The organism is Lapillicoccus sp. (genome assembly GCF_046595215.1).
Taxonomy (GTDB): domain Bacteria; phylum Actinomycetota; class Actinomycetes; order Actinomycetales; family Dermatophilaceae; genus Lapillicoccus.
In genome coordinates, this window is sequence record NZ_JBKJPP010000216.1 from 25,815 (window position 1) to 45,033 (window position 19,219).

A 19,219-nucleotide genomic window follows, 5' to 3' on the forward strand; every position below is an offset into this window, starting at 1 on the left:
CACGCCGGAGGGACCCATCAAGCGGGACCTGCCCCACCGAGCACCCGGGGTGCGGCCGGCGGCAGGAGATCAACGTCGGCCTGGGGCCACTGCGTCATGTCGTCACCGAGCGCCATCAACTGGCGGACCTGTTCGACGCACCACGGCGAGACCGGCCGCTCCCCCGCAGCGACCTGGCGGGCGCAGGTCCGCCAGTCCACCCACTCGACCTCGCCGACCTCGCTCGGGTCGAGCACGAGGGGTCGTCCGCGGTCGAGCCACCCCATGTAGACGGGGCACCGTTCGTTTTCGACGATGCCGTCCATCTGGGCCCGGTAGGCGAACGCGGGCAGGACCAACCTCAGCCCACGCACCTGCGCGCCGAGCTCGACCCGGGCCCGGCGGGACACCGCCTCGGGCAGGCACTCACCGGGCGCAGGGTGGCCGCAGACCGAGTTGGTCCAGAGGCCGGGGAAGACCCGTTTGTCCGCGGCCCGGCGCGTCAGGAGCAGCTCGCCGTCGTCCGAGAACAGGTAGGCCGAGAAGGCGAGGTGCAGCGGGGTGTGCCCGTGGTGCACCTCTCGCTTCGGTGCGGTGCCGATGGCCTCGCCCTGCGCGTCGAGCAGGACGACGGTCTCCACGCTCACCACGGCGCGCGTCCCGGCGCGTCGGTCAGCACGGCATACCTCCATCCCGGTTGAACCTCGGTTGCCTCACCGACGGCCGCGAGCGCGGCATACCGCCCCAGCGGGAGGGCGTCGGTCACCTCGGGCTGCGCGTGACGGTCCGACGGCAGGACGCCGGACACGGCGGCAGGGTGGCTCACCCGACCACCCTAGACACCCGGGCACCATCGCGTCCCACGCGGCCCTCCGGCGCTCTGGGGCGCCCTGCGCTGGGCCCAGGACCATCTCGCCGGCTGCGCCCGGGCTGTGGCCAGCCACCCCGGCCCGGGCATCGCCGTGGCGACCTCATCGCGCTCCTGGCCGTCGCGGCCGGTCACGACCAGTGCGTCGCCTGCGCCGCTCGTGCTCGTCGGCGCCTCCGTCGCCCACGGTGCTCGGCCCGGGTGGTCCGCGGTCGCTCGGTGACCGGGCGGCGCCCGGCTCATGCCTCCTGCTGGCGGCCGTCGCCATCGCCCGGGTCGACGTCGCGAGGCAGGCGCTGCGCGGGGGAGCCACGGCTGACCGGGGCGGTCGCTGTCGCTGCGGGAGACCGGCGGTGCCACGATGGAACCATGACCAGTGCCGCGCCCCGCCCCACCGAGACCGTGGACGCCGTGGTCATCGGCGGGGGCCACCACGGCCTGGTGGCCGCCACCACGCTCGCGGACGCGGGGTGGGACGTGGTCCTGCTCGAGGCGAGGGACAAGGTCGGGGGCGCCATCTCCTCGGTGGAACGGGAGGGGTGGGTGCTGGACGAGTTCAGCGCCTGCCACCCCCTTGCTGCAGCCTCCCCCGTGCTGCGCGCTCTCGACCTGCAGTCCCACGGCCTGCGCTGGCAGCGGTCCGAGGTCGTCCTGAGCCACCCGTCCTCCCCCGAGGACGAGCGGGGGGCGACCATCCACGCAGACCCCGAGCGCACCGCCGCTGCGCTCGCCGACGAGCACCCCGCCGACGGACGGGCGTGGCTGGACCTCGTGGAGGAGTGGCAACGCCTCAAGGGGCCGATGCTCGACGCGCTGCTGACCCGGTGGCCGCCGGTGGCCCCCGGGCTGAGGTTCGCCCGAGCCGTGGGTGCGGCCGACCTGGCCCGGCTCACCCGGTTCCTGCTCCTGCCCACGACGAGGATGGGTGAGGAGCTGTTCCGCGGGGAAGCCGGGCGGCTGCTGCTCGCCGGCAACGCGATGCACGCAGACATCCCCCCCGACGCCCCGGGCAGCGGGGTGTTCGGGTGGATCATGGCGATGCTCGCCCAGGATGTCGGGTTCCCCTCTCCCGAGGGCGGATCCGGCCGACTCGCCGAGGCTCTCGCCGCACGGGCGCGGGCCGCAGGAGTCGACATCCGGACCGGTGAGCGGGTCGAGCGCGTCGACGTGGTGGCCGGGCGCGCCGACGTGGTGCGCACCGCGAGCGGAGCCGTCCGTGCCCGGCGCGCGGTGATCGCCGACACGAGCGCCCCGACGCTCTACAACCGGCTCCTCGACGAGCAAGCGGTTTCCCAGCGGTTCCGGGCCCAGCTCGACCGGTTTGCCTGGGACCTGCCCACCGTCAAGCTCAACTACCGGTTGCGTGGGACACCGGCGTGGACCGCGCGCGACGCGCGGTCGGCCGGAGTCGTCCACGTCGGCGCGGACATGGCCGGGCTCGTCCACTGGTCGGCCGACCTCACGACCGGTCGCACGCCGAGGCGGCCCTTCGCGCTCGTGGGCCAGATGTCGACGATCGACCCGACGCGCTCACCAGCCGGCACCGAGGCCCTCTGGGCCTATACCCACCTCCCGCGGGGAAGCACCGACGACCGCGACGCCGACGACCTCGTCGAGCGCACCGAGGAGATGCTCGAGGCGCACGCGCCCGGGTGGGGCGAGCTCGTCCTGGACCGGTGGGTCCAGCGGCCGTCGGACCTGCAGGCCTCCGACGAAAACCTTGGTCTCGGCGCCGTCGGTGGCGGCACCCAGCAACTCTTCCAGCAGCTGATCTTCCGCCCGGTGCCAGGTGTCGGGGGGGCGCGCACGCCCGTGGACCAGCTTTATCTCGGCAGTGCCGCGATCCACCCCGGAGGGGGGGTCCACGGAGCCTGCGGATACCTCGCCGCCCGCACCGCCCTGGCCGACCAGCGCTGGTGGGGACGTCCGGGCCGGCGGCTCGCCCTCGGAGCCCTGCACCGGATGTACGCGGACCCCGCCGGCCGCTGACCGGTCCGGGGCCGGCCGCCTGCAGGGACCGAGGTCACCCGAGCGTCGAGGTCTGGTCCGGGTGGGCGTTGCGCTCGGCGAGCAGGGCCAGGCGGCGCAGGGTCTCCCGGTTGCGAGGGGCGATTCCCAGCTGCCGCACCATCGCCGGGACGAGCGTGACGGGGCCGCTACGGACGTCCTCGCGCATCTCGATGCGCGTCCCACGGCGGTGCGGGAGCAGCACGATCTCGACCCAGGCCTCGCCGACCGGCCGGGCCCGTGCAGACAGCCGGATCAGGGCCGAGGGCTCGGACTCGAGCACCACGCTCTCGTCGCCGAGCAGGACCGGCCACGCGCCGACGGAGTGGTGGATCCGGGAGCCCTTGGCGGGCCAGTGCCCCTCGACAGCACGGATCCGGGACGCTCCGACGACCCACCCGGCATAGGACCAGCCGTCGCTGATGACGGCCCACACGTCACGGGGCGAGGCGTCGGTCTCCCGGGTCACGGTGATCACGTCGGACTCCCTGTTCGGCACGGCGCTCCAGCGGTGGGCGCCGCCGATGCCCACCGTAGTCACCCGACGCCGTCGGATGGCAACCCGTCTGGCGCTGTTCACCTCCGTCACCGGTGTCGGAGCCTCAGCGCCTCGACGTGCCTGCTTCGGCCCGCAGGGCGCATCCGATGCAGGTCCGCGCCGAGGGTCGCGCCTCGAGACGGGTGTCCCCGATGGGCTGGTCGCAGGCCTCACAGCGGCCGTAGGTCCCCGACGCCACACGGCTGATTGCCTGGTCGAGCTCCGACAGCTGCCGCCGGGTGCGCTCGGTGAGGGAGGACAGCTGAGCGCGTTCGAAGGCGATCGTGGCGCCCTCGGGGTCATGCTCGTCGTCGGCGTTCGAGTCGAGCGAGGCGGCAATCATGGCCTCCACGTCGTCCTGCATCCCGCCCAGACGAGCCGCCGCGAGCTCGCGCCCGCGTTCCAGGCGGGCGGCTAGGCCGGGGCCTGCGGACGGGTGCAGTGCTCTGTCCATGTCAGCTGGACAACATCGGCGCGGCTCGCCCTATTTCCGGCCGCGTGCGGGGCCACATCATGCGACCGGTGTCGGACAGGTGCCCTCCGATGGTCTGGCACAGCAGTGCGGTCAGTGTCCGAGACGGCCGGGTCCTCGAGGTCAGCGACACGGGTCCCGGGCCCACCCGCGTCCGGGTCCTGCACCACGGCACCCCGATGGCCTTCCCCCGACTGGGTTCGTCGAGCGGCGAGCACGACATCCGCCTCGTGACCTTCGCCCGGCCGGGATACCGCACCTCCACCCGCCCAGCCGGGGCGCACCGTCGCCGACGCCGCGGGCGACACCCGGGACGTTCTCGACGCGTTGAGCATCGACCGGGCGATGATGGCGGGCGTCTCGGGAGGTGGACCGCACGCCATCGCCTGTGCCCACTCCTGCCGGATCGGACCGAGGCCGTCGCCTCCATCTGTGGCGTCGCGCCCTACGACGCGGATGGACCGGACTTCCTCGCGGGGATGGGCCAGGACGACATCGCCGAGTTCACGGCCGTTCTCGCCGGCGAGGCGCCACTGCGGTCCCACCTCGATTCGGAGCTGCCCGGTCTTCGGGAGATCACGCTTGACCAGCTCGTCGAGCCCTGGGGCTCGAGCTGTCCGCCATCAGCGTGCCCGCCACGGTCTGGCAGGGCGGGCGCGACCTGATGGTGCCCTTTGCGCACGGCCAAGCCCTCAGCGACGCAGTGCCACAGGCGCATTCGCACCTGTTGGACACCGAGGGGCACCTGTCGATCCCCGTCGGGTCGTTCGGGGACGTCCTGCGCGAGCTCGTGGGGCTCGCCGACTGACTGACAGTCCCCTCATCGAGGACTACTGCTGGCTGACCTCGACGATGACCTTGCCGCGGACGTGCCCGGTCTGGCTCAGCCGGAAGGCATCCGCCGCATTGGCGAGCGAAAACGTCTGTGCCACGGGCACGGTCAGCTCTCCCTCGTCGGCAAGGTCAGCCAGGGCCCGCAGCCCGGCGGCATCCGGTCGCACCCAGAGGTAGAGCCCGCCGGCCTCGGAGACCTCGGGCTGAGTGATCGAGCCGTGCCGCCCGCCCGCCCGCAGGACGGCCCTCGTCACGTCGAGGACGCCCCCGACGAAGTCGGTCACGACGTCGACGCCATCGGGCGCCAGCTCGCGCACCCGTTCCGTCAGCCCGTCGCCGTAGGTCACCGGCTCGGCGCCCAGCTCACGCAGGAACGCGTGGTTGCCCTCCGACGCGGTGCCGATCACCCGCGCCCCCATGGCAGCGGCGATCTGCACGGCAAGGATGCCGACGCCGCCGGACGCCGCATGCACAAGGACCGTCTCTCCGGCGGCGACCTCCAGGCGGGTCATCATCTGGTATGCCGTGAGCCCGGCGAGCGGCAGCCCCGCAGCCTGATGCCAGTCGAGCGACGCGGGCTTCAGCGCGAGCGCCCGGACCGGGACGGTGACGAGCTGGGCGAACGTGCCACCCTGCACGACGTCCTTGCGGGCGTAGGCCATGACCTCGTCCCCCGCCGTGAACTCCGGGGTGTCGAAGCCGACCCGCTCCACGACCCCGGCGACGTCCCACCCGGGGATGGCGGGGAAGACGGTCTGGAGCACCCCGTCGAGGTTGCCCTTGACGACCTTCCAGTCGACGGGGTTGACCGAGGCGCTCCGGACCCGGACGAGCACCTCCCCCGGGCCCACCCTGGGCTCGTCGACGTCGGTGAGGGTGAGGACCTCGGGGTCCCCGTAGTGATCAAACGTGATGGCTTTCATGCTCGTCGCAACTGCCTCTGCCTGAGGGCTATTCCGCTGGACCATTCCGGATGCCGGACAATGGAAGGCGTGGCCGATCTCCCGGAGAAGACCTGCGCGTCGTGCGGACGGCGGATGACCTGGCGGGCCAAGTGGGCCGACACGTGGGACGAGGTGCGTCACTGCAGCGTCGGGTGCCGCAAGCACGGCGTCACCGCGGTCGACCGGCGTCTCGAGGCCGAGATCCTGTCGCTGCTCGCCTCGCGCCCGGGCACGGTCTGCCCGTCGGAGGCGGCCCGCGCCGTCGCGGGCGACGACTCCTGGCGGGGGCTGATGGAACCGGCCCGCCGGGCCGCACGACGGCTCGTCGCAGCTGGGGACGTCGAGATCACCCAGGGTGGCAAGCGGGTCGACCCGTCGACGGCCAGGGGCCCGATCCGGATCCGCCGGATCCGGCGCGACGGCTGACCGGGCGGGCACCCGCCGGCGTCGGCCCACGCTGGGACTAGCGTGGGCGCGTGAGCTACGAGGACTTCGCCATCGCCGCCGTCAAGGTCATCGAGACCACCGGCGGCGCCATCATGGTGGTCGGCGGCATCCTCGCCTTCGCGTGGTACGGCCGGCAGGTGCTGCGCCACGACGTCGACCCCTACCGGCGCCTGCGGGCCAACCTCGGGCGGGTCATCCTCCTCGGGCTCGAGGTGCTCATCATCGCCGACATCGTGCGCACCATTGTCGTGGACCAGTCCGTGCAGAGTGTCGGCGTGCTGGGGCTGATCGTCGTCATCAGGATCGTCCTGAGCTTTTCCCTCGAGGTCGAGATCGACGGCGCCTGGCCCTGGAACGGGTGGAGGACGAAGGCCCGCCCCGGGGCCGATGCCGCCTCCCCGGGCAGTGCGACGACGGGTCGCGGCGCGAGCTGACGAGGGTGGACCTCGATGATGGGGGCACGAGGAGGCAGCAGGTGACGAGAAGCGGTATGCCGTGCCGGTCGGATGTGATGGGTGGAGCCGGCAGGACCGGGCGTGCGCACCCGGGCGGGTGGTGCGTCAGGGCCGTTCCGGCGGACTGTCCAACGCAGCCCTGGCTCGGTGGGCGCCCGGCGTCGCGACCAGCGACGCGCTCAGGGCGTCCAGTCGTGACCGCGGCTTCCCGGCGAGAGCCAGCAACCGGGACGCCGCCTCCCGCAGGTCGGTCGCGGAGGCGCCATTGGGGTCCAGCGCCTCGCCGAACCCGGCGTCCTCGATCGCGGCGGAGCCGGCGAACTGGTCGGTGGAGAAAGGCAGCAACAACAGGGGAACTCCCGCCGTGAGTGCTTCGGTCACGCTGTTGTTGCCGCCGTGGGAGACGGCGAGGACGGCGTGCTGCAAGAGCGTGACCTGCGGCAGCACCGCACGCACCAGCCACGAACGGGGCACCACACCCAGGTCCCCCACTGGCGTCGAACCGCTCGCGAGAGCGACACGCACGTCGAGGCCCCGCAGGGCCTCGGTGACCGTGGCGAGCACGTCACCGCGCACCGACAGGAAGCTGCCGAAGCTGACGTAGACCACAGGTGGGCCGCTCTCGGCCAACCAGGCGTGCACCTCGTCGTCGCGCGCCTCCGAGCGCACCGAGGACCCGAGAAAGGCGTGGGCGGGCAGCAGAGCGGTGCGCTCGGGCGGGTGCAGCTCGACGGGATAGTTCAGCAGCAGGACGTCGCCGGTCTCGGCGAAGGCGTCCGACGTTGCCATGGCGCCGGGGTCGAGGCTCCGCAGGGCCGAGTTCCAGTGTTCCGTGAACGCCTCGCGCACCCGTTCGCAGAGCTGCTTGAGTGCCGCCAGGGCACTCGGGTCGGTATGGAACCTGGCGGGGAAGGCCGGTGGATACCCGTAGACCTCGGCCCCGACGCTCAGCGCCGACGGGTGACCGAGCACCACGTCGGCGTGGCGGACCCCCGCGCTCTGCAGGGCCAGCCGGGCGCTGAAGGCGAGGTGGTCGACGACGACATGGTCGGGCTGCACCGTGCCCACGATGCGCAGCACGTCACGGGCCACCCCCACGGGATCCCAGAGCAGGTCGTCCCCGCGGGACATGGCCTGGAACGCCAACGTCTCGACCGCTCCACGACGAGTGGAGGCAAAGAAGCCCCGCAGCGCGTCATCCTCGCCGCGGGGCTGGTCCTCGGCGCGGATCACCCCGGGGTTCGAACCCCGGGCCAGCGCCAGGTGCTCGCGCTCGAAACCGAACCCCCGCACGATGGAGTCGGTCGCGGGACCCGTCGCGACGACGACCCGTTCGTCGACGTCCTGCCAGGCGGTCGCGAGAGTGGCGAGGGGATAGAGATGCGACGCATAGTCGGGGCTGATCACGAGCAGGGTCACCGCGCGGACCCGGCGGCAACGGCATACGCCGTCGTGCCGACGCGCTCGTAGACGGCGGCGAGGGCCGAGGCCATCGTGCCGATGCTGAAGCGCTCGCGGACCATGGTCTGCGCCCGGGCGGCCCGCTCCCCCGCCCCCGGCCCCACCGCGAGCGTGAGGGCGGCCCGGACGGCTGCGGCCAGCGCCGGCTCCGACAGCGTGTCGGCGAGGATGCCGGTCACCCCGTCCTCGACGTAGGTCGGCGGCCCACCCGCATCGGGAGCGACGACGACGAGACCACTGCCCATCGCCTCGAGGATCGCGATGCCGAACTCCTCCTTGAGGCTGGCCGAGACGTAGACGCCGCCCGCCGCAGCGAGTCCCGCCCGACCATGGCGCACAGCCGCCAACCACACGGCCACGGTCGCGTTCGGGCGGTGCCCGGCGAGGAGCAGCCCGCGGCCCGCTGCCGCGTCTCGACCGACGGCCGCATCGATGAGAGACAGCTCTCCGGACTCATCGTCGTTGGGCTGCTCGAGGTCACCGCCGACGACGAGCAGGTTGCACCGCGACCCCAGCAACGGGTCCGCCACCCAGGACCGTACGAGGGTCGCCATCCCCTTGACCCGGTGCAGCCGCCCCACGGTGACGGCGATCGGCAGCCCGCGTCGCGCCGCCGGGAGGTGACCCAGCAGCTCGTCCAGGGCTGCCAGCGCCTCGCTCGTGCCCGGTCCGGCAGGCGGGGCCCCGCGCACCTCGCGCGAGGCCCGGTCGAGCGCCGTCAGCTCCACCCCCTCCGCGACGACCGAGGTGTCGTGGGCCCGCAGGCTCAGGTCCAGGCCGAGGAGGTCGCGCGCATCAGTCGCCAGGTCCGGTCGGGGGAACAGGACCACGTGCTCGGCCTGCCCGGCCAACGTGTGCAGGAGCCGGTCGCGAAAAAAGAGGTGCTCGCGGCGGTCTGCGTCGCCGAAGGTCCGTCGCGTCAGCGTGCCGGCCCGCTCCCGGGCGGCGATGAGGGCCTGCGGATCGGGGGCCATGGTGAGCACCACCGGGATGCCGAGGTCGCGGGCAGCGGCGGCAGCCGCCATCGACCCGACGTCGGCCATCCGGAGGTGGAGCACGTCGACCGGGCCGGCGGCGCGCAGGATCCGACGGACACCGCGCCACGCGGCCACCCGCAGGGGCCAGGAGTCGGCGGCCGCCACCTTGGGCCCGAAGAAGGGCACCGACGCGTAGTGGTGCCCGGGGGGCTCGAGCCCGGCCAGGGCGTCGGGGCCGTCGTCGGGCCAGCCGCGGAAGATCGTCAGGACGCGGTCGATGGGCCCCGGCCCATCGAGGATCGCGTCACCGAGGTGGACCAGCAGGGTGGCGATGCCGCCAGTGTCACCCTGGCCTGCGTGCGACAGGCTGCTGTCGATGTCGGCGTGCAGGAACAGCTGGGCCATGGTGAGTCCGCGGTCGGTATGACGCGGCAGGTCGGGACCGGAGCTGGCGAGGTCGTGCTGTGCCAGCCGGGCCACGCCGGCCAGGGCATCGGTGCCGTTCGCGAGGTCGCGCAACGCCGCGGAGACGTGACCGGTGAGGTATGCCGGACGGTCGCCGAGGGCCGCGAGCGCGGCGGCCCTCGCGGCGAGGGCCTCGGCCGGGTCGAGGGCCCGGGCGAGCAGGGGGCTGGTCGTCGCGACCCCGGGGACGAGCCCCGCCGTCTCGACGAGGCGCGCCCGGGCGCCGGGGTCAGACTCTCCCTCCCAGGCGGCCTCCAGCTGGGCCAGGACGGCACCCGGCACCGTTGGGGCCCACGACTCCAGGGTCAGCTGTGCCAGCATTCCCCTGAAGTCGCCGTCGGCGACCATCTCGACCAGCAGCGGGAGGGCCGCCGGCACCGGCTGTTGTCGCCCCAGTGCCCACGCGGCGTGGTCCACGACAGCTGGAGAGCCGCCGACGAGCAGCAGGGCCAACACGTCGGCCGCCGAAGGGCTGTGGACCGCCGCCAGTGCGTGGACCGCGACGATGGCGGTGACCTGGTCGGTGCCGTCGTGGGCGGCGGCTCGCAACAACTCCAACGACGCGTCACCGTCACCGCGCGCAGCGGCGTCGAGGTCCCCCGATCGACGCAGCGCCGCGAGCATCGACGGTGCTCGACGGACGGCGTCCAGGGCGACGGTCGTGGCGATGGCTGCGGCGGCGCGATCCATGGGGGCATGGTAGTTCGGCCCCTGTCGGGGTTCGCGGACGGCCTCCGTCCGAGGTACCGGGGGGTGGCGGGGGGTGTCTGGGCGGGTCGGCTACGGTCGGGAGATGACGTCCGTCCCGACCTTCTCCGCCCTCGGCGACGAGAGCTTCGTGTCCCTCACCACCTTCCGGCGCTCGGGAGAGGCCGTGTCGGTGCCGGTGTGGATCGGTCGGGACGGCGACGCCCTCACCGTCACCACCCCGGCAGCCAGCGGCAAGGTCAGGCGCCTGCGCGCCGACCCCCGCGTCGAGCTGCGCCCCTGCAGCCGCAGGGGCACGGTGGACGGTGGCGTGCCGCCCGTGGCCGGTGTCGCACAGGTCGTCGGGGACGCCGACGGCGTCGAACGCCTCACGGACGGCATCCGGAAGAAGTACCGGTGGGAGTTCCGGGTCGTGATGATGATCGAACGGCTGGGCCGGGCGGGCCGCAAGCCGAGGGTGATCCTGCGGATCACCCCGGCCTGACGGCCGGCCCGTTTGCCCGGTCGGTCGCTCCCGCGCACGGGTGTCAGTCGTCGAACGCGTCGATGACGTCCCGGTCGATGGTGTGCTTCGGGCCGGTGAACCAGTGCCGCGCCGAGACCCGCCACCAGATCGCGAGGACGAGCAGGGTGCCGAGGGTGAGGATCGGGGCGTAGTTCACCGAGCTCCACGTGAAGGCCTCGTTGCCCGGCGTCCCGGCCGGCGTGAATGGCAGGACGAAGTAGACCGAGACGATGGCGATCTCCGCGACGGCGAGCAGGTTCATCCACTTGTACCTGCTGCCGAGGGTCCACGAGCCGGGGACGAACTCGTCGCGCATCCGCCAACGCAGGAAGATCGGCACGGCGAAAGCGAGGTAGAGCCCGATGACGGCGATCGAGACGACCGCAAGGAAGGCCACGGGCGTCCCGCCCACGCTGACGAGCGCGGGAGCGGTGATGAGGGCGCCGATCACGGTCGAGAGGATGACGGCGTTCTGCGGGACCTTGGTGCGCGGGTTGACCTTGGCCCAGAGGTGGGAGCCGGGCATGGCACCGTCACGGCTGAAGGCGAAGGCCATCCGCGAGGTCGAGGTCATGCACGCCGCACCGCAGAAGAGCTGACCGGCCGTGGAGATGAACAGGATGAGGAAGTGCCACCCGGTGGGGAGTGCCTGCCCGAAGATCACGTCCACGGCGCCGGCCCCGTCGCTGAGGCCCTGCGGGTCCTGGACGGCGAAGAGGAAGGACAGGAGCAGCACGTAGCCGCCGATGGCGGAGTAGGCGATGGACCGCCAGATCCCCTTGGCTGCGGCCTCGGACGCCGCCTCGGTCTCCTCCGAGAGGTGGGCCGACGCGTCGTAGCCCGTGATCGTGTACTGCGTGAGGAGCAGGCCGAGGGGCAGCACGAGGAACCAGTACTTGAGGTTGGCCACCGCGCCGTCGTCGAAGCCGGAGTTGTTGACCCGGTGCGTGAACACCCAGCTGATCGCCTGGTGTGTCGTGGGCACCACCGCCAGCACGATGACGACGATCGCGGCTCCGGCGACGTGCCACCAGACGGAGACATTGTTGATGACCGCCATGAGGTGGCCGCCGAAGATGTTCAGGACCGCAGTGAGAAGCAGAATGACGAGGAAGATGAGGTAGGTGCGGGTCAGGCTGGCGCCGTCGTGCCAATCCTGCGACACCGTGCCCAGGGTGAGGTCGAAGAAGGTCGCCGCACCGTAGGCGACCGACGCCGTGACGGCGAGCAGACCGATGAGGTTGAGCCAGCCCGTGAAGAACCCCGCGGCGGGCCCACCCATCTTGGCCGCCCACCAGTAGATGCCACCGGACGTCGGGTAGGCGGAGACCAGCTCGGACATCGTCAGGCCGATGACGAGGATCAGCAGTGAGACGATCGGCCAGCCCCAGGAGATCGCGACAGGTCCTCCGTTCTGCCACGCCTGGTAGAAGGTCGTGAAGCAGCCGGCGAGGATCGAGATGATCGAGAACGAGATTGCGAAGTTCGAGAACCCCGACCAGTTGCGGTCAAGCTCCTGCTTGTAGCCGAGTTCGGCGAGGCGCCGCTCGTCGGAGGACAGCTCGGACAGGTCAGCCATATGAACTCCCAATGCAGGTGAACTTCGGTTGTAGTTGAAATGCCGTTGCAGTCAGCGAGATTGGGGCGATGCTAGTGCCGCGCATTCCACGGCGTCTAGACCCGGACCCGCTAAAGGTCTGAAGTCGGGCCGCTGTTGACAGAGCCGTCCATCGTTCTGGACACTGGCACGCGTGACGGTCGGAGCGAGCATCGAGCTGAGCGCCGTCGTGCTGCGCCCGATCCGCGGGCACCCCTTCGAGACCTGCGTCGAGCAGCTCGCCACGGCCATCCGCCTGGGGGTCTACCTCCGCGGCAGCACCCTCCCCCCGGAGCGAGAGCTCGCCGCACTGATGGGCGTCTCGAGATCGACGCTGAGGGAGGCGATCGCGGCGTTGCGTGCGGCCGGGTTCGTCGAGACGCGACGCGGCCGGGGGGGCGGGACCGAGGTCGTCTACACGGCCTCTCCCCCCGACGCCCGGGGCCGGGCTGACCTCTCCGACAGGGGCGCCCACCTGCAGGACGCCCTCGTCTTCCGGCGCGTGGTCGAGCCCGGAGCGGCATACATCGCCGCCAGCCGTGACCTCACCCCTCGCCAGCGCGACCTGCTCTCCGATGCCCACCGCGAGGTCGCCCTCGCCAAGGACCACGCCGCGCACCGACAGGCGGACTCCCGTTTCCACCTGGTGATCGCCGCCGTCACGCAGTCCCCGCTCACCATGCGGGCCGTGGCCTCGGCCCAGTCGGACCTGCACGACCTGCTGGCCCAGATCCCGGTCCTCGATGCCAACATCACCCACTCCAACCGCCAGCACCAGACGGTGGTCTCGGCGATCCTGCGCGGTGACCCCACCCGGGCTCGTCGGGCGATGGAGAGCCACTGTGATGACACTGCTGCCCTGCTGCGTGGACTGCTCGGCTGAACCCGGAAGTGAGAAACGCGATGACCGCACCCCTGCCCAACCCGAGGATGTGGACCCTCGAGGTCCTCAAGGCCAGGATCTTCGACGGGTCGATCGACACGGTCGTCCTGGCCTTCACCGACATGCAGGGGAGGCTGCAGGGCAAACGTCTGCACGCGGCATACTTCATCGACGTGGCGCTCGAGAGCGGCACCGAGGGGTGTAACTACCTGCTCGGGGTCGACGTCGAGATGAACACCGTCGACGGCTATGCGATGACCTCCTGGGAGCAGGGCTACGGCGACATGGAGTTCCGGCCGGACTTCTCGACCATCCGGGCGCTGCCCCACCTGCCCGGATCCGCGATGGTCCAGTGCGACCTCATCCGCACCGACCACGAGCCGGTTGAGCCGTCTCCGCGACGGGTGCTGGCCCGGCAGCTGGGTCGGGTCGCCGAGCGAGGGTGGTCGGCGATCTCGGGAACCGAGCTGGAGTTCATCCTCTTCAACGACACCTATGAGGAGGCGTGGGCCGCCAACTACGACGGTCTGACGCCGTCGAACCAGTACAACGTCGACTACTCGATCGTCGGGACCTCCCGGGTCGAGCCGCTGCTGCGCGACATCCGTAACACGATGTATGCCGCGGGCATGAACGTCGAGGGTGCCAAGGGTGAGTGCAACCCCGGGCAGCACGAGATCGGCTTCCTCTACGACGGGGCCATGGTGACCGCGGACAACCACGCGGTCTACAAGACCGCTGCCAAGGAGATCGCCTCCCTGCACGGCAAGTCGCTGACCTTCATGGCCAAGTACAACGAGCGGGAGGGCAACTCGTGCCACATCCACCTCTCGCTGCGCGGAGCCGACGGCGAGCTGGTGTTTTGGGACCAGGAGACCGGTGCCCGCTCGGCGCTGTACGACCACTTCGTCGCGGGCGTCCTGGCGACGATGGCTGACTTCACCCTGCTATACGCCCCGAACGTCAACTCCTACAAACGTTTTGCCAAGGGCTCATTCGCCCCCACGACGATCGCCTGGGGCAGCGACAACCGCACCTGCGCCGTCCGGCTCGTCGGCCACGGACCCTCGGCCCGGATGGAGAACAGGCTCCCCGGCGGTGACGTCAACCCCTACCTCGCCATCGCTGCCATGGTCGGCGGAGGTCTGCACGGCATCGAGCACGAGCTGGAGCTCGGCCCGGCGACGACGGGCAACGCCTACACGTCGGGGCTGCCGACGGTGCCTCACACCCTTCGCGCCGCTCGCGATGCCTTCACGACCTCGAGCGTCGCGCGCGCCGTCTTCGGGGACGAGGTCGTCGACCATTACACCAACATGGCCGACGTCGAGCTGGCCGCCTTCGACGCGGCCGTGACCGACTGGGAGCTGCGACGTAGCTTCGAGAGGATGTGACATGGGTTCCTACGCCGTCATCGACCCCACCACCGCGGAGCCGTTCACCGAGGTCCACCTCGCGTCCGTCGTGGAGGTCGACGCCTGGATCGAGCGGGCCCACGCGGCGTTCCCTGCCTGGCGTGCCGTCGCGCCCGGTGAGCGGGCACGACTGCTGCGGCGTTTCGCCTCGATCGTGGACGAGCACATCGACGAGCTCGCGACGATCGAGGTGCGCAACGCCGGACACACGTGGGGCAACGCGACGTGGGAGGCCGGCAACGTCCGCGACTGCCTCAACTACTACTCGGCAGCCCCCGAGCGGATGTTCGGCCGACAGATCCCCGTGCCCGGGGGTGTCGACCTGACCTTCCACGAACCGCTCGGCGTCGTCGGCATCATTGTCCCGTGGAACTTCCCGATGCCCATCGCCGCTTGGGGTTTCGCGCCGGCCCTGGCCGCGGGCAACACCGTGGTGCTCAAGCCAGCCGAGCTGACGCCCCTGACCGCGATCCGGCTCGGAGAGCTGGCGATCGAGGCCGGCCTGCCGGAGGGAGTGCTCACCATCATCCCCGGCAAGGGGTCGGTGGTCGGCGAGCGGTTCGTCACCCACCCCCTCGTGCGCAAGGTGTGCTTCACCGGGTCCACCGAGGTCGGCAAGCAGGTCATGCGTGGCTGCGCCGACCAGGTGAAACGTTGCACCCTCGAGCTGGGGGGAAAGAGCGCCAACATCATCTTCGCCGACGCCGACCTCGCGGCAGCGGCAGCGAGTGCGCCGTACGCCGCGTTCGACAACGCCGGCCAGGACTGCTGCTCCCGCTCTCGCATCCTCATTGAGCGTTCGGTCCACGACGAGTTCCTCGGCCTGCTCGAGACGGCGGTCCGGGGCCTGAAGGTCATTGAGCCGACCGACCGGTCGAGCGAGATGGGCCCCCTCATCTCCGCGCTGCAGCGCGACCGCGTGCTGGGTCACCTGGCGGGCATCGAGGTCGCCTTTGCCGGGACCACGCCGGACGGGCCCGGCTTCTGGGTGCCGCCCACCGTGGTCATCCCCGGGTCGACCGCCGAGCCGATCTGGCGCGAGGAGGTGTTCGGGCCGGTCGTGGCGGTGCTGCCGTTCGACGACGAGGCCCATGCGGTGGAGCTCGCCAACGACACGGACTACGGACTGTCGGGGTCGATCTTCACCTCCGACGTCGGCCGGGCCCTGCGCGTCGCGCGTGGTGTGGACGCCGGCAACCTCAGTGTCAACAGCCATTCCTCGGTGCGTTACTGGACACCGTTCGGAGGATTCAAGCAGTCCGGCCTCGGCCGCGAGCTTGGCCCCGACGCGCCCCGGGCGTTCACCGAGGAGAAGAACGTGTTCATCGCCAACTAGAGGAAAGTTCGTCGGGCGCGGGCCTGCCTCGCCCGGGCGAACGGGGAAAGGAAGTCATGACCAGACGTCTCGAGGGCCGGGTTGCCGTCATCACAGGTGGTTGCTCAGGGATCGGGTTGGCCACCGTCGAACGCTTTGCCGAGGAGGGTGCCCGGGTTGTCATCGGGGACCTCGACGACGCCCGCGGAGACGAGATCGCGCAGCGGGTCGACGGTCTCTTCGTGCACTGCGACGTGACCAGCAAGGGCGACGTGGACGCGCTGTTCGCCGCCGCCAAGAACACCTTCGGGTCGGTCGACGTCGCCTTCAACAACGCCGGCATCTCACCGCCGGAGGACGACTCGATCCTCGACACGGACCTCGACGCCTGGCGTCGGGTGCAGGAGGTCAACCTCACCAGCGTCTACCTCTGCTGCAAGGCTGCCCTGCCGTACATGATCGAGCAGGGCAAGGGCTCGATCATCAACACCGCCTCGTTCGTGGCCGTCATGGGCGCCGCCACCTCGCAGATCTCCTACTCGGCCTCCAAGGGTGGCGTGTTGTCGATGTCGCGCGAGCTAGGGGTGCAGTTCGCCCGCCAGGGGGTGCGCGTCAACGCGCTCTGCCCCGGCCCGGTCAACACCCCCCTCCTGCAGGAACTGTTCGCCAAGGACGAGGAGGCGGCCCGACGCCGGCTCGTGCACATCCCCATGGGTCGCTTCGCCGAACCCCGTGAGATGGCCAACGCCGCGCTGTTCCTGGCCTGCGACGAGTCGAGCTTCATGACGGCGAGCACCTTCCTCGTCGACGGAGGCATCTCGGGCGCCTACGTCACCCCGGTCTGACCCGTGCGCCCCCTCATCGGCATCACCACCTACCGCGAAGAGGCCAGCTGGGGGATCTGGACGCAGTCCGCCGACCTGCTGCCGACGCCGTATGCCGTCGCGATCGAGAGCGCGGACGGCATACCGGTGCTGCTGCCTCCTCCTTCCTCGCCGCGCCGCTGCGCGCGGGACGCGACCGCCGTCGTGGCCAGGCTGGACGGCCTGGTCATCGCCGGTGGCGCCGACGTCGAGCCGTCGCGCTATGGCGCGGAGCCGCACGCACGGACCGTGCGGTGGGCCCGGGACCGCGACGGCTGGGAGCTGGCGCTCCTCGACGCGGCTGACGTGCGAGGACTGCCGGTGCTCGGGATCTGCCGGGGGATGCAGCTCATGGCGGTCCACGGGGGCGGCTCGCTGCACCAGCACACGCCCGAGGTGACGGGCACCGACCTGCACGACCCCGGTGGGGACCGCTTCGGAGACGTCGAGGTGGCGGTCGTCGTGGGTTCGCGGTTGAGAACTCTCCTCGGTGACCGGCTGCAGGTCGGCTGCCACCACCACCAGTCGGTCGACGCCCACCCGGGCTACGCCGTCGCCGCCGCGGCGGCGGACGGGACACTGGAGTCCATTGAGCGTCCCGGCGACAGGTTCGTGCTGGGGGTTCAGTGGCATCCCGAGACACGCGAGGACGCCGGCCTCTTCCGGGGCCTGGTCGCGGCCGCCGCACGAGGGCCGGTCCCTCCCGTCGCGAGCTGATCCGGGGAACCGTCGGACACCACGCGGTGCCGCCCGAGGGTCCGTTCGTCGCCAGGATCAACGAGACCGTCATTGACGGCAACACCGAACTTCGACTACCCGTGCTGTGAGCCCACGCAGCTGTGAGCCTCGCACACCGGCGACTCCGCGGATGCTGCGCGACCCGTGCGGCCCACCGGGCTGCGACGCGCAAGGAGGGTGGCCCGGGGACGACATGCACCGAGCGGGAGCAGGCTGTGCACGCAGACGGATCCGAGGGCCGAGCGTCCGCAGGCGTTTCGGGGCGGCAGGAGGGGGTAGAGCAACGTCATGGGTGACTACGAGAAGTCCACGACTGTCAACGTCGAGCCACAACTACTCTTCTCCTATCTCGGTGACGTCCAGAACCTCCCTCGCTTCCTGCCGCAGCTGACCTCTGTGGAGCCGGCGGGCGACGACCGCGTGCGGGTGACCGCACACCTCAACCCGCCGGATGGCCCTGAGAGGGACGTCGAGGGCGAGGCCTGGGTGTCGGTGAAGCAGGAGGGAAGGACGCTCGCTTGGGGCGCTCCCGGGCCGAACGACTACCGAGGGGAGCTGGACGTCGACCCCGGTGATGCCGAGGGCACCTCACATCTGACGGTGCGTCTGCACACCGAGCGGACCGCAGGTCCATCCATCGACTCGCGCCTCGAGGAGACCCTGGTCGGGATCAAGACCGCAGCGGAGGAGTCCGCCGCCGGCTGATCCTCAGGACCCCTGCCCGCGTGGTCGCCGTGCAACCTGCGCAGGTCAACCTCTGACCGGAGCCCAGCGTCTGTAGAGGTGTCCGGAAGGAGGACCTGTCATGACAACCCGTCATCGCCTGCACATCGTCCGCTCCTCGATCATGGCCGCGCTGTTCGCGGCCACGGCTTCCGTGGGGCTGACCGCCACCACGGCCTCTGCCGCGCCCTCCTGCGCCCTGACGTGGGGCTCGCTCCCCAAGGAGGCCTCACTCAGCGTGCCGTCCGACCCCACCATCTCGAGCGCGCTCGTCAACGTCCGCAGTGGTCGGCACGCGTGCTACGACCGGCTGGTCCTCGATGTCAGGTCAGGGGGCGCCGCCGCGTCGGCGACCTACGTCTCGACCGTCTTCAACGATCCCAGAGGTGACGTCGTGCAGCTGCGCGGAGGCGCACGGCTGCAGATCGTCGTTCACTCCCCCACGAACGACATCAACACCGGGAACTCGACCTACTCCCCCGCCGTCCCGGGCGAGCTGACGTCGGTCACGGGCTACCGGACGTTCCGGCAAGTCGCTTCCGCGGGTAGTTTTGAGGGCCAGTCGAACATCGGACTCGGCGTTCGGGCTCGGCTGCCATTCCGCGTCTTCGTCCTGGCCGGGCCGGGCACGGGATCACGAGTGGTCATCGACGTCGCACACCGTTGGTGACCCGGCCGCCGGGATCACCACAACGGCTTGGGGACTGCCGGTCGCCCACGGCCCTGTGGTGAGCCCGGCCGTCCAGCCCGCCCGCGTCGTCCTTCGGTGCGACGATCCCGCTCATCGACGACGCCCCAGACCCGAACATCGGCGACCGGATGAGCTCGGTCGGCGTAACGTGGAACTGGTACTCGGGCGGCTGGGACGCTGCCGTGGCCGGGACACCGGGCGCCAACGTCCAGTACCACCGCCAGCCGTTCAACGACGTCGCCAACTACGCCCCCGGCACCCCCGGCAGGACGCACCTGAAGGACGAGACGGCGTTCGTCGCCGCAGCAAGGAACGCCACCCTGCCGCAGGTCCC

The 19,219-nt window shown here is 71.3% G+C and carries 22 protein-coding genes; 14 read left to right on the forward strand and 8 right to left on the reverse strand.

The window, feature by feature from the left end:
• Positions 1 to 17: 17 nt before the first annotated feature.
• Positions 18 to 626 (reverse strand): isopentenyl-diphosphate Delta-isomerase, encoded by a 609-nt coding sequence (idi, locus tag ACLL9L_RS18490; RefSeq protein ID WP_411286121.1) that lies wholly within the window; start codon positions 624 to 626, stop codon positions 18 to 20.
• The gene (locus tag ACLL9L_RS18495; protein WP_411286122.1) at positions 623 to 805 is read right to left on the reverse strand and encodes a hypothetical protein; all 183 of its coding nucleotides are present in this window, start codon (positions 803 to 805) and stop codon (positions 623 to 625) included. The genes idi and ACLL9L_RS18495 overlap by 4 nt, the downstream gene beginning before the upstream one ends.
• Before the next feature lie 411 nt (positions 806 to 1,216).
• On the opposite strand from ACLL9L_RS18495, the gene ACLL9L_RS18500 reads away from it, so the two are divergent.
• Positions 1,217 to 2,836, forward strand: a complete 1,620-nt coding sequence (locus ACLL9L_RS18500; RefSeq protein ID WP_411286123.1) for a phytoene desaturase family protein — start codon at positions 1,217 to 1,219, stop codon at positions 2,834 to 2,836.
• A gap of 34 nt (positions 2,837 to 2,870) precedes the next feature.
• Here ACLL9L_RS18500 and ACLL9L_RS18505 read toward each other — a convergent pair whose 3' ends face one another.
• Positions 2,871 to 3,332 carry an SRPBCC family protein gene (locus ACLL9L_RS18505; protein ID WP_411286124.1) on the reverse strand — a complete coding sequence of 154 codons (462 nt, stop codon included), beginning with the start codon at positions 3,330 to 3,332 and terminating at the stop codon, positions 2,871 to 2,873.
• A gap of 124 nt (positions 3,333 to 3,456) precedes the next feature.
• Positions 3,457 to 3,846: a TraR/DksA family transcriptional regulator gene (locus tag ACLL9L_RS18510; protein ID WP_411286125.1), complete on the reverse strand. Its 390-nt coding sequence runs from the start codon at positions 3,844 to 3,846 to the stop codon at positions 3,457 to 3,459.
• Between the two features lie 89 nt (positions 3,847 to 3,935).
• Here ACLL9L_RS18510 and ACLL9L_RS18515 point away from each other — a divergent pair, with 89 nt between their 5' ends.
• Together ACLL9L_RS18515 and ACLL9L_RS18520 are read left to right on the forward strand one after the other, a co-directional pair.
• Positions 3,936 to 4,529 (forward strand): hypothetical protein, encoded by a 594-nt coding sequence (locus ACLL9L_RS18515; protein WP_411286126.1) that lies wholly within the window; start codon positions 3,936 to 3,938, stop codon positions 4,527 to 4,529.
• Complete coding sequence (locus ACLL9L_RS18520) at positions 4,529 to 4,672, forward strand: hypothetical protein (RefSeq protein ID WP_411286127.1); 144 nt, start codon at positions 4,529 to 4,531, stop codon at positions 4,670 to 4,672. The genes ACLL9L_RS18515 and ACLL9L_RS18520 overlap by 1 nt, the downstream gene beginning before the upstream one ends.
• 22 nt (positions 4,673 to 4,694) lie before the next feature.
• On the opposite strand, the gene ACLL9L_RS18525 is transcribed toward ACLL9L_RS18520, so the two are convergent.
• Positions 4,695 to 5,621, reverse strand: coding sequence for an NADP-dependent oxidoreductase (locus ACLL9L_RS18525; RefSeq protein ID WP_411286128.1), 927 nt, complete (start codon positions 5,619 to 5,621; stop codon positions 4,695 to 4,697).
• A 69-nt stretch (positions 5,622 to 5,690) separates the two neighbouring features.
• Here ACLL9L_RS18525 and ACLL9L_RS18530 point away from each other — a divergent pair, with 69 nt between their 5' ends.
• Positions 5,691 to 6,068 carry a DUF3253 domain-containing protein gene (locus tag ACLL9L_RS18530; RefSeq protein ID WP_411286129.1) on the forward strand — a complete coding sequence of 126 codons (378 nt, stop codon included), beginning with the start codon at positions 5,691 to 5,693 and terminating at the stop codon, positions 6,066 to 6,068.
• A gap of 50 nt (positions 6,069 to 6,118) precedes the next feature.
• Entirely contained in the window at positions 6,119 to 6,523 is a 405-nt protein-coding gene (locus tag ACLL9L_RS18535; RefSeq protein ID WP_411286130.1) for a DUF1622 domain-containing protein, read from the forward strand.
• Positions 6,524 to 6,649: 126 nt separating this feature from the next.
• Here the strand turns inward: ACLL9L_RS18535 and ACLL9L_RS18540 are convergent, their stop codons facing one another.
• Together ACLL9L_RS18540 and ACLL9L_RS18545 are read right to left on the reverse strand one after the other, a co-directional pair.
• Positions 6,650 to 7,963: a nucleotide disphospho-sugar-binding domain-containing protein gene (locus ACLL9L_RS18540; RefSeq protein ID WP_411286131.1), complete on the reverse strand. Its 1,314-nt coding sequence runs from the start codon at positions 7,961 to 7,963 to the stop codon at positions 6,650 to 6,652.
• Positions 7,960 to 10,137 carry a glycosyltransferase gene (locus ACLL9L_RS18545; RefSeq protein WP_411286132.1) on the reverse strand — a complete coding sequence of 726 codons (2,178 nt, stop codon included), beginning with the start codon at positions 10,135 to 10,137 and terminating at the stop codon, positions 7,960 to 7,962. The genes ACLL9L_RS18540 and ACLL9L_RS18545 overlap by 4 nt, the downstream gene beginning before the upstream one ends.
• A 103-nt stretch (positions 10,138 to 10,240) precedes the next feature.
• Here ACLL9L_RS18545 and ACLL9L_RS18550 point away from each other — a divergent pair, with 103 nt between their 5' ends.
• Entirely contained in the window at positions 10,241 to 10,639 is a 399-nt protein-coding gene (locus tag ACLL9L_RS18550; protein ID WP_411286133.1) for a PPOX class F420-dependent oxidoreductase, read from the forward strand.
• A gap of 43 nt (positions 10,640 to 10,682) precedes the next feature.
• Here ACLL9L_RS18550 and ACLL9L_RS18555 read toward each other — a convergent pair whose 3' ends face one another.
• Positions 10,683 to 12,239, reverse strand: coding sequence for an amino acid permease (locus tag ACLL9L_RS18555; RefSeq protein WP_411286134.1), 1,557 nt, complete (start codon positions 12,237 to 12,239; stop codon positions 10,683 to 10,685).
• 172 nt (positions 12,240 to 12,411) lie between these two features.
• On the opposite strand from ACLL9L_RS18555, the gene ACLL9L_RS18560 reads away from it, so the two are divergent.
• From ACLL9L_RS18560 to ACLL9L_RS18595, 8 genes are all read left to right on the forward strand, one after another.
• A complete protein-coding gene (locus ACLL9L_RS18560) occupies positions 12,412 to 13,140 on the forward strand; it encodes a FadR/GntR family transcriptional regulator (RefSeq protein WP_411286135.1) in 729 nt (242 codons plus the stop codon).
• Positions 13,141 to 13,160: 20 nt separating this feature from the next.
• Entirely contained in the window at positions 13,161 to 14,534 is a 1,374-nt protein-coding gene (locus tag ACLL9L_RS18565) for a glutamine synthetase family protein (RefSeq protein ID WP_411286136.1), read from the forward strand.
• Position 14,535: 1 nt separating this feature from the next.
• Positions 14,536 to 15,891, forward strand: a complete 1,356-nt coding sequence (locus ACLL9L_RS18570) for an aldehyde dehydrogenase family protein (RefSeq protein ID WP_411286137.1) — start codon at positions 14,536 to 14,538, stop codon at positions 15,889 to 15,891.
• A gap of 56 nt (positions 15,892 to 15,947) precedes the next feature.
• Positions 15,948 to 16,715: a 3-oxoacyl-ACP reductase gene (locus ACLL9L_RS18575; protein WP_411286138.1), complete on the forward strand. Its 768-nt coding sequence runs from the start codon at positions 15,948 to 15,950 to the stop codon at positions 16,713 to 16,715.
• Positions 16,716 to 16,718: 3 nt separating this feature from the next.
• Positions 16,719 to 17,450 (forward strand): gamma-glutamyl-gamma-aminobutyrate hydrolase family protein, encoded by a 732-nt coding sequence (locus ACLL9L_RS18580; protein ID WP_411286139.1) that lies wholly within the window; start codon positions 16,719 to 16,721, stop codon positions 17,448 to 17,450.
• A 309-nt stretch (positions 17,451 to 17,759) separates the two neighbouring features.
• The gene (locus tag ACLL9L_RS18585; RefSeq protein ID WP_411286140.1) at positions 17,760 to 18,176 is read left to right on the forward strand and encodes an SRPBCC family protein; all 417 of its coding nucleotides are present in this window, start codon (positions 17,760 to 17,762) and stop codon (positions 18,174 to 18,176) included.
• A 100-nt stretch (positions 18,177 to 18,276) separates the two neighbouring features.
• Positions 18,277 to 18,864 carry a hypothetical protein gene (locus ACLL9L_RS18590; protein ID WP_411286141.1) on the forward strand — a complete coding sequence of 196 codons (588 nt, stop codon included), beginning with the start codon at positions 18,277 to 18,279 and terminating at the stop codon, positions 18,862 to 18,864.
• 149 nt (positions 18,865 to 19,013) lie between these two features.
• Positions 19,014 to 19,219: hypothetical protein (locus tag ACLL9L_RS18595; RefSeq protein WP_411286142.1), on the forward strand; the 206-nt coding region annotated here is incomplete at its 3' end.